The sequence below is a fragment of the Parabacteroides sp. merdae-related_45_40 genome (assembly GCF_001915675.1).
Genome location: NZ_MNQY01000090.1, coordinates 1 through 8,690 on the forward strand (window position 1 = coordinate 1; position 8,690 = coordinate 8,690).

Annotated in this window: 6 protein-coding genes; 2 read left to right on the forward strand and 4 right to left on the reverse strand. The window is 45.4% G+C overall.

Going from position 1 to position 8,690, the window contains the following annotated elements:
* Positions 1-356: 356 nt before the first annotated feature.
* Complete coding sequence (locus tag BHV83_RS11055) at positions 357-1,577, reverse strand: DUF4934 domain-containing protein (RefSeq protein ID WP_286757521.1); 1,221 nt, start codon at positions 1,575-1,577, stop codon at positions 357-359.
* 169 nt (positions 1,578-1,746) lie between these two features.
* Between BHV83_RS11055 and BHV83_RS11060 the strand changes: the two genes are divergently transcribed.
* Positions 1,747-2,748: a sensor histidine kinase gene (locus BHV83_RS11060; protein ID WP_122204673.1), complete on the forward strand. Its 1,002-nt coding sequence runs from the start codon at positions 1,747-1,749 to the stop codon at positions 2,746-2,748.
* On the opposite strand, the gene BHV83_RS11065 is transcribed toward BHV83_RS11060, so the two are convergent.
* Positions 2,745-5,429, reverse strand: a complete 2,685-nt coding sequence (locus tag BHV83_RS11065) for a S9 family peptidase (protein ID WP_195305182.1) — start codon at positions 5,427-5,429, stop codon at positions 2,745-2,747. The genes BHV83_RS11060 and BHV83_RS11065 overlap by 4 nt on opposite strands.
* A gap of 99 nt (positions 5,430-5,528) precedes the next feature.
* Here BHV83_RS11065 and BHV83_RS11070 point away from each other — a divergent pair, with 99 nt between their 5' ends.
* Positions 5,529-6,500: an acyltransferase family protein gene (locus BHV83_RS11070; RefSeq protein ID WP_286757522.1), complete on the forward strand. Its 972-nt coding sequence runs from the start codon at positions 5,529-5,531 to the stop codon at positions 6,498-6,500.
* A 227-nt stretch (positions 6,501-6,727) separates the two neighbouring features.
* Here the strand turns inward: BHV83_RS11070 and BHV83_RS11075 are convergent, their stop codons facing one another.
* Together BHV83_RS11075 and BHV83_RS11080 are read right to left on the reverse strand one after the other, a co-directional pair.
* Entirely contained in the window at positions 6,728-7,747 is a 1,020-nt protein-coding gene (locus BHV83_RS11075) for a TlpA family protein disulfide reductase (RefSeq protein ID WP_286757523.1), read from the reverse strand.
* 265 nt (positions 7,748-8,012) lie between these two features.
* Positions 8,013-8,687, reverse strand: a complete 675-nt coding sequence (locus BHV83_RS11080) for an ABC transporter ATP-binding protein (RefSeq protein ID WP_005637705.1) — start codon at positions 8,685-8,687, stop codon at positions 8,013-8,015.
* Positions 8,688-8,690: the final 3 nt, after the last annotated feature.

Below are 8,690 nucleotides of genomic sequence, written 5' to 3' on the forward strand. Positions count from 1 at the left end.
CCGTTCACATCCGGGTGTAAAAAGCCTGTAAACGGGAATCTTCGGCACTTTTTCTGCCTGTTTGAAGCAAAATAAGTCACGTGTTTCAACAAAAAAGACTGTATCTCCTACAGAAAAACATCCTCACTCCATTGAAGTCTTGTGTGTCCAGGCGACGGCCGGTATATTGGGAAAAGGTAATAGCCTTCTTTATAGGTCCGGATAAAGAGGGCTTTCGTGTTTTTCGGCGGAAGCGGTTGATGAGCTTCGATCTTGATGATCGTGCCTTCCGTTCCGGATGCCTGTTGTTGTTTACATCCTGTTGTCAGCAGGAGTGCCGGCAACAGGATGAGGAGTAGTTGTTTGTTCGTGGGAGGCTATTTTTTGAGCTTGGCGATCATGACATAATTATTGTCGTTATCGTCGATCGTGTTTTGAAGATCGGTCAGCTTTTTACGCATTTCGGAGGTGATATCCTGGTTTTTCAACGCGTTCTCGATGTCGGTCATGAGGTTACCGGGTTCGATATTCCGGATATAATAGCCATTTGAGAATGCATAACTGGGATAGTCGATTTCCAAATTGCCGAAATAGTCGTTATAGAGTTTAAAGAAAGAACCTTTTCCTGTTTTTTTGTCCACGATGTAATGAAAAGTCTTTCCGTTGGTCCATGATCCGGGAGCGACTTCAACCGGCGGTTCTGAGAAATCTCCAATGAAATGGTGTGGCCATTCTCCGTATCCGTGCCAGGGAATTTTATCTGTATTGGCAAAGTTGAGTGTGAATGTCGGGATCAAACGACTGTTGTCTCCGTCATATCGGTAGAGCGAATCGACGCGGGTCGGCATTATACATAAAATATTGACATCGAACGTGCCGGGGATATTGAATCCTGATATTACTTCATTACTGAAGTCCTGAGGTGCTTCCAAATGTCCCGGTTCCATGTAGCCGAGCCTGTTTCCTTTCAAATCCTGTGTCCAGGCAACGGCCGCAGAGCCTTTGAAAGGCAACAGAACTATCGAAACCTTGCCTCCGGTAAGATCGACATTGAATTTTGCTTTCGGACAACGCAAGCAAAGAGGAATCGGGTCTAAGACGTTTCCTTGCAAGTCGTACACTAAAAGTTGCGATGCATTCCAAGGCAGGATATAGATGCGGTTGTTTGCCTCGTCCAATTTGGCATCATACACCATTTGGTATTCGCCGGGGCCTTGTCCGATCGCACCGATGTTGGTCAGGAAATTCCCCTTGCGGTCGAATAGTTTGAATGGGTTTGGCCGGCGGCCATGTACCAAGATGTAATTATCTGAAATTGTCACTCCGGTTTGTCCGACCAATGCCTCGTCCCGACTATCCAGTTTTACTATTTCCAATTTTTCTGTGAAGAAACTGAGAGGTATGCGTACAGTATCGGCCAGTAGTTTTTGGTCGCACGACATTACTTTGTCTGTTCCTGCCTGTACATATTGACCGACTATCGGGCTGTTGGCCAAAGGATCGTCTGTTTGTGCGGATTGATTTTTGTCTCCCGTTCCGCAGGATGTTGCTATTGTGATAATAAGCAAACTTCCTAAAAGTCTCGTTGTCTTGTTCATAATCTCCGGATTAATTGTTTGTATTCTATTTGCATTAGATAGTCGGATACAAATAAATCGATTTAATTTGTTAAAAACAAACATATTACTGTTTATTCGTAAAATAACGTGCAATTCGTATCCTTTCTGCCTTTTTGCTGGTTTACTGTAATTGATGTACCTTTGTTTTATGTACAGTCGTAGGTTATATGCTAAGATTGTAGGGGGTGCAGTATTGATCGTGCTTTTATCCCTGATTGGCTCCTGGTTGTTAATAACACGGTTGTCATTTTTCTTATCATTTGTGTGTCTGCTGTTTATCCTGTTGATAACTCTGTTTATAATCCGGTTGGCAACCCGCTTGAACTATAAATTGTCCGTCTTCTTCGAGGCGATGCGAAACGAGGATACGACGCAACATTTCCCTGCTAATCCGGATGATCCCTTTACGAATGCTTTATATGCCGATATGAATCATATCCTCCGGCAGTTGGGTGATAAACATATTGAGATTGAAGAGAAAAGCCTTTATTATGAGAGTATTCTCCGAGTGATGACACATGAAATTCGTAACTCTGTCACTCCGATCGCTTCTCTTTCGGCAGACCTGTTAAAACATCTGGACCGTACTTCCATATCCCGGCAACGCGAAGGACTTGAAGTTATCAACAGCCAGGTGAAGAATCTGACTGCTTTTCTCGATTCGTACCATCGTTTGACACATTTGCCGGAACCGGAATATAAAACAGTTTCCGTACCGGCGTTATTTACTAAGCTGGAACGGTTGCTACAAGCCGAACCGAGAAGTGAACGGGTCGTTTACTGCGACGGTAAAGCTGATAAGTCGACAGGCAAGGAACTTCAAGTATATGGCGATGCCAATCTGCTTACTCTTGCATTGATTAATCTGATCCGGAACGCATTGCAGGCAGTAGAAGGACAAGAGGATGGAATTGTCAGGGTCGATACATGTGCTGGGGCAACCGGGCATCTCCTTATAACAATAACAGACAACGGTCCGGGGATTCCTCCCGAACGGTTGTCTGCAATCTTTACTCCTTTCTTTTCCACCAAATCCGGCGGAAGCGGTATCGGCCTGCCGATTTCCCAACGTATCATGCAATTGCATGGCGGCCAACTTTCCGTCTCATCCATACCGAATGTCCGGACAGAGTTTCGGATGGAGTTTTAATATCCCAATTCGAAATCCTGATCTACCGCCGGAACACCTTCATTCATCCATTTAGGCATGGGGGCATTTTGCAGGTAGTGGTTGAAGAACTGGAACATGCGTTTCTGGAAATCGATCCGGTTTGCCAGGCGCATCGGCCAGTGCGGTTCGCCGGTATAGTTGAGCAACCACGCCGGTTTTTGCAAGCGTTTAAGGGCAATGAAGTATTCGATTCCCTGATACCAGGGTACATGCCCGTCTGCATCGTTGTGCATGATCAGGATCGGAGTGGTCACCTTATCCATATTGAACAAGGGAGAGTTTTCAATGTATTGCAACGGCATTTCCCAGATATTGCCCCCTATGCGACTCTGCCCGTGTTCATATTGCATGGAACGGTTTAAGCCGGAGCCCCAACGGATTCCGCCATACGCACTCAGCATATTAACAACCGGAGCACCCGATTCGATTGCGGCAAAGAGCCGGGTGCGGGTAGCTAAGTAGGCAACCTGATAGCCTCCCCAGCTATGTCCCTGTGCACCGATCGCCTTTTCATTTACATAGCCTTTGGCGATCAGTGAGGTGATACCCGGCATCACGCAATTGTAACAACTTTCACCCGGATAGCCGTCTGTGAAGCGGACATCAGGATTGAAAATGATAAAGCCGTGGCTGAGGTAGAACGGATAGTCGATCGTTGAACGTCCGGGACTGGGCATGTGGTAGTTGTATAATGTATTGGCATTACGTTCGTAAAAATTTACGATTACCGGATATTTCTTGTTCGGGTCGAAATCGGCCGGTTTGTAGATGACACCTTCCAGAGGCCGGCCATCCAGGGAGATCCAGGAAGTCAGTTCGGCTGTCCCCCAAATGATGGAATCCTGCTGGCGGATGCCGTCTGTCAAACGGATGGATTTTTTGAAACTGAGGTTGGATAATTGGATATCCGGATATTGCTCGTATGTTTCCTGCGTGTAGATTACGGCATTGGCATCCTTTGCTTTGGCCAGGGCCGCCAGTTTGAAATTACCGGCAAGCAATGCTTTCGGGGCAACCGGCTTGTTGAGGCGGGTAGTATAATATCCGGAACCTTTGGTTCTTTCGTTAAATCCGGTGAGATATTGTGCTTCGCTTGTATTGTAGGCTCTTTTCTCCCGATCCAGTTGGATCAGCGAGTAAGTGATTTGTTCTTTTCGCCCGTTGACGGTCAGGTTGACCGGAGAAGAAGCAGCAATCGGATCAAACTTCCAGATATCGTAACGGTCCTTGATCAGGATAGATTGATCGTCATCCGTCCAACCTGCTATTCCGTAGGGTGAAGGATAGTCGGGGACATCGTTATCTTCGTCCCAGGCGGCAAATGTCTGCGGAGTTGTCAGGCGGTATTCTTTGCCGTCGGCCGTCGAACGAGTATACCAGGAACTATCTTGATCCTGATACCAGTATGTGTATTTTCCTTTTGGGGAGAAACGCATGTAGGAAGGGCTTTTCTCCTTGATCTGCCGGCGTTCCCCGGTTTCCAGGTTGATTATGTAGATATCATGAAACTGGCGTGCGGTCCACATGCTTTGTGTGCCGTAAGGTCTTGTGGTGGAGAGAAGCGCCCATATGGCATTCCCCTCATCGGCTGTTTGCAGAGTCGGAAGTTCTTCTGTTGCCAATTGGAGAAGGCGTCCGGAACCGAGGTTGTAGATGGCTGTATAAGATCGTTTCAAATCGGTCGCTTTGTTAAAGGACTGTTGCGTGTATTGTACCTTTTCATCCCAGCTCCATACCTGTACATCCGGGCGATTCTCAGCCAAAAGGGTCGTGTCTTTCTGTTTGGGCTCCGGAGCAGTTCCGAAGAAAAGACGGCTTGCGTTTTCGGAAAAATATAAGGGCGCATTTTCACTGATAATCCATGAAGCGGGGAATGCTTTATCCCCTCGTTCTGCAATCAGTTTGCCGGGGGTATTATTTTCTGCCAGATACAGGCTGCTCCGGGTTGCGGCCGAATCTTTATGGGGACAAAACAGGTAAGCGAGCTTGCTACCGTTTTCGTTGAATGCAATCTTCTTGAATACCCCTTTTTTATCGGAGATCCGGTTATTTCCTTTCTGAGGAATGTAGGTATAGAGGACAGAGTCGGATACGACGTATAACACATTCCCTTTTTGGGCAAATCCGAAATCGCTGACTGCCGGGAACGAGTCTTGTTGCATTCCGTCGAGCGACCGGATATAAAGCATGGAGTCTTTTTTGCTTCCGCGTTGGTAAGCCAGCCAGTCGGCTGTTTCCGATAGTTTATAAGATTTGAGCGAATCGATTGTTTCCATCCCTCCGGACAGGCGGGAAATGATGAGGCTGTTCATCGGCATTTTATCCTTGTCTGTTTTCTTTAGCTTCTCAGCCTCCACTTCTTTTAGGGGAGGCGTTTTTGTCACCAAGAGATATTCGGAGGAGGAACTGAATTGTGCTTTTGCAGCAGGTTTAAAAGAACCTTTCTCTTCTCCTTTATCATTATATAGCAGGATGGTCGCATCTCCCCGCCAGGGTTCCATCTTGCAGAATACCCATTTCCCGTTATCGGAAATACGTTGTTCGGATATGCGTTCCCATCCGACCATCTCATCGAATGTCATGGCTCTCTTTTCCTGGGCTTGTATGGATAGGCCGGAAGCCAATAATAAGAGACTAATTAAATGTATGGAATTGCTCATTAATTTGATTGATTTGTTTTAGTATGCAATATTACTCTTTTTTATTAAAAGGAAAAAGTATCTTTGTAACCTTCAATGCTTATAGGAAACAAATAGAACATGAGAGATCGGAATCTGGATATATACAGAGGGGCTATAATGATCTATATCACCTGTTTTTGTCATTTGATATGGTGGGAAGGTGTCAAGGTCGGCATATTTGAAGGAAGCTGGATTACCGGGATATTCTTTGCAATGGCAACCGTGTTTTATATAGTAGGAGCCTCATTTTCCCTGTCATTGGAAAAACCGTTTCGGACTTATTTGAAGGGCCGGATAAAAAGAGTCGCGATCCCTTACTGGAAGTATGCATTGGTTTGTTTTCCGGCTGTTGTGTATCATTATTGGAAGTCGGGAGAGATAATACCGTTGAATGACTTTATATCTTATGTGTTCTTTACCCCTACGGTAGAATATCGATTATTTGATCATATTTGGTTTATTCCGCCTTACTTGATCATATCTCTTTGTCTTCCCTTTTTATGCCGGATGATTCGCCGGTGTAATATACCTTTTATCCTTTTCAGTGTCGTTTTGGTATTGTTGCTATTGTTCAAAGCTTATTATCCAGAGTTGCTTCAAACTGTAATAGTCTATCTGTTTTTTACGATATGGGGATTGTATTATAAGAAGAAGTTAGGCTGGCAAATTGTTGTTTGTGTAATAGCTGCCGTAGGATATTTGATTTATGCTTTCGGAGTTGAAAGAGTCCCTTTTGATCTGCAAGCTAATGGAATAGGTGGAATTTATATGAAAAAGGGATTAGTTTTCTTATATGACAGATCTGCAATGGTTCGTCGTTATATTGATATATATTCTAATGAAGGATATGAAATATATTTGGTCCATCCCTTTACCATCATTCTGTTAGGCGGTATAAAGCGGCTTTTGGGGTTGGACCCAATTATTGCCGACCATCTGTATTTGCAAATGGTGTATATTGTTTCCGGCTTTTTATTCATACTGTGCGTTAATGTCTATGTGCTGAAAACTTACAATTATATATGGTCTTTGGTAAATAGAGTTTTTTAAGTCGTATTTCCTGCCATGCTCATTAACCAGTTGGATCTTTGATTTATAATCCGCTGCGTGCTGAATTGTTTCAGGAAGAATACGGTTCCGTCTTTCCGGTAAAGTTCGTATATTTCAGGTAGGAGATCAGATAAGTGAAAGAGCCGTCATACAGCAGCTACGGATCGTTGCTTATCAACTCCGGGATAAATAAGTAAAGTCCGTGTTTCATATTCATTTGAATTAGGTTATTTGTCTTTTATAAATGTACGGATATCTTCCGACAAGAATTTATACCCTTGTCCGGCTTTCAGGACGGTGCTTTCCGGTGAAATATAGATAAACGAAGGAAGCGCATGTACCCCGTAATGAGCCGCTATGCCACTCATGCCCAGTCCATCGGACAGTTGCAGCCAGTTGTCTGCCGATTCTTTGACTTCTGTCTTTTTCCAAACCGCTTCTGGATCTACAGACAGGCTGATAACGACAATTTTCTCTTTATATTTTTCCGCAATTTCCTTTAGTAAAGGAAACGCATCGAGGCAAGGGCCACAGTATCGGCTCCAGAAATCAAGGATGATGTATTTCCCTTTATAGTCGGAAAGATGGTGGATGTTCCCTTTGATGTCTTTCAGTTCGACATCCGCGATCTTGTCTCCTTCCTGAACTGTCGAGGAGATAGACAACAAGGAAGTTATCTCTTCCCCCAACCGGGATTGTCTTTGTTCGTCCGTCAGCTTGCTGTAGACAGATACGACTAACGCTTTATCCTTCAACTTTCCCGCCTGGCAACTCTTGGCAGCGTCTCTCAGTTCTTCCAGGCCGGCATCGGTAATCGGATAGTCCAGCATGAGCAGCAACTCTTTTTGCAGGATAATCTCTTCATGTATGCTGTTCACCGTCTGCCTGATCGAAGCAAATTCCTGTTTGGCGACCGAATCTTTCGCTCTGATCTTGGGGAGCAGTTTCATACACTCTGCCGTTAAGTCGTGGATGCGTATGTTTTCCTCCCGTGTAGCCTCCCGGAAACGGTTCAGTTCGACTTGTTCGGGGATTGGAATGTCGCTTTCCGCCAGCCAGTTCTGCACATAAGGGGCTTCTCCTGTGATTTTGATGTTCGCTCCGGGCTTCACCCATACGGTGTAGCCGGTGTTGTTGAGGGATATGTACATCTTGGTCGTCCTGTCGGCTTCCCTGGTGAATTTGAATTTACCGTTCACCATTTTTTCCTGATCTTCCGGTCGTACATCCATCCCGTTTCCTTTCATCTCCGCGCAAAAAAATCTGACGGTATCCGGCATATTCCGTATGTCTCCTTCGATCGTAACGGTCTTTTACCAGTAAGCGGAAGAAGCGCAGAAAAAGATTCCAAACAACCATACAAGTGTCTTCATAAGCAATTCGATTTATGATTAGTGACGGCAATATACAAGTTTATTTGATTTGGAATCATGCGGGGTACGATAATTTCGTAATCTGTAACATATCTTAATACGTTACGGCCCATTCTTTCCCTTCTATAACATTTAAGACTTAGATCAACGTCTCCGTTACCACCTGTCCGTCGAACAGGTTGATGGTGCGGGAGGCAAACCCGGCATCGTGCTGGCTGTGCGTCACCATGACGATCGTCGTCCCTTCCTTGTTCAGTTCGCTGAGCAGGTTCATCACTTCCTGTCCGTTTTTACTGTCCAGGTTACCGGTCGGTTCGTCGGCGAGGATCAGCTTCGGGTTGGCCACTACGGCGCGGGCAATGGCGACACGCTGTTGCTGGCCGCCGGACAACTGCTGCGGGAAATGCTTTTCGCGGTGCACGATCGCCATCCGTTCCATTGCTTCCTGTACCTTTTTCTTTCGCTCGGCAGCCGATACACCCATGTAGAGCAAAGGAAGTTCTATATTCTCGTATACATTCAACTCGTCGATCAGATTGAAACTTTGGAAGACGAACCCGATAATCCCTTTGCGCAGTTTCGTCCGCTGGGCTTCCGTATATCGGGATACTTCGATCCCGTTCAGGTAATATTCTCCGCTGGTCGGGTTGTCGAGCAATCCTAAGATATTCAACAACGTTGATTTTCCACAACCGGAAGGGCCCATAATGGCTACGAATTCCCCTTCCTTCACCTCTATGCTTACTTTATTAAGAGCCAACGTCTCTACCTCTTCCGTGCGGAAGATCTTTTCTAATGCAACTGTTTTAATCATGGT

Bases quoted from the DNA above. Each gene is read 5' to 3' on its own strand.
- BHV83_RS11065 (WP_195305182.1), bottom strand. From the start codon at position 5,429: ATGAGCAATTCCATACATTTAATTAGTCTCTTATTATTGGCTTCCGGC.
- BHV83_RS11080 (WP_005637705.1), bottom strand. From the start codon at position 8,687: ATGATTAAAACAGTTGCATTAGAAAAGATCTTCCGCACGGAAGAGGTA.
- BHV83_RS11055 (WP_286757521.1), bottom strand. From the start codon at position 1,577: ATGAACAAGACAACGAGACTTTTAGGAAGTTTGCTTATTATCACAATA.
- BHV83_RS11075 (WP_286757523.1), bottom strand. From the start codon at position 7,747: ATGAAAGGAAACGGGATGGATGTACGACCGGAAGATCAGGAAAAAATG.
- BHV83_RS11070 (WP_286757522.1), top strand. From the start codon at position 5,529: ATGAGAGATCGGAATCTGGATATATACAGAGGGGCTATAATGATCTAT.
- BHV83_RS11060 (WP_122204673.1), top strand. From the start codon at position 1,747: ATGTACAGTCGTAGGTTATATGCTAAGATTGTAGGGGGTGCAGTATTG.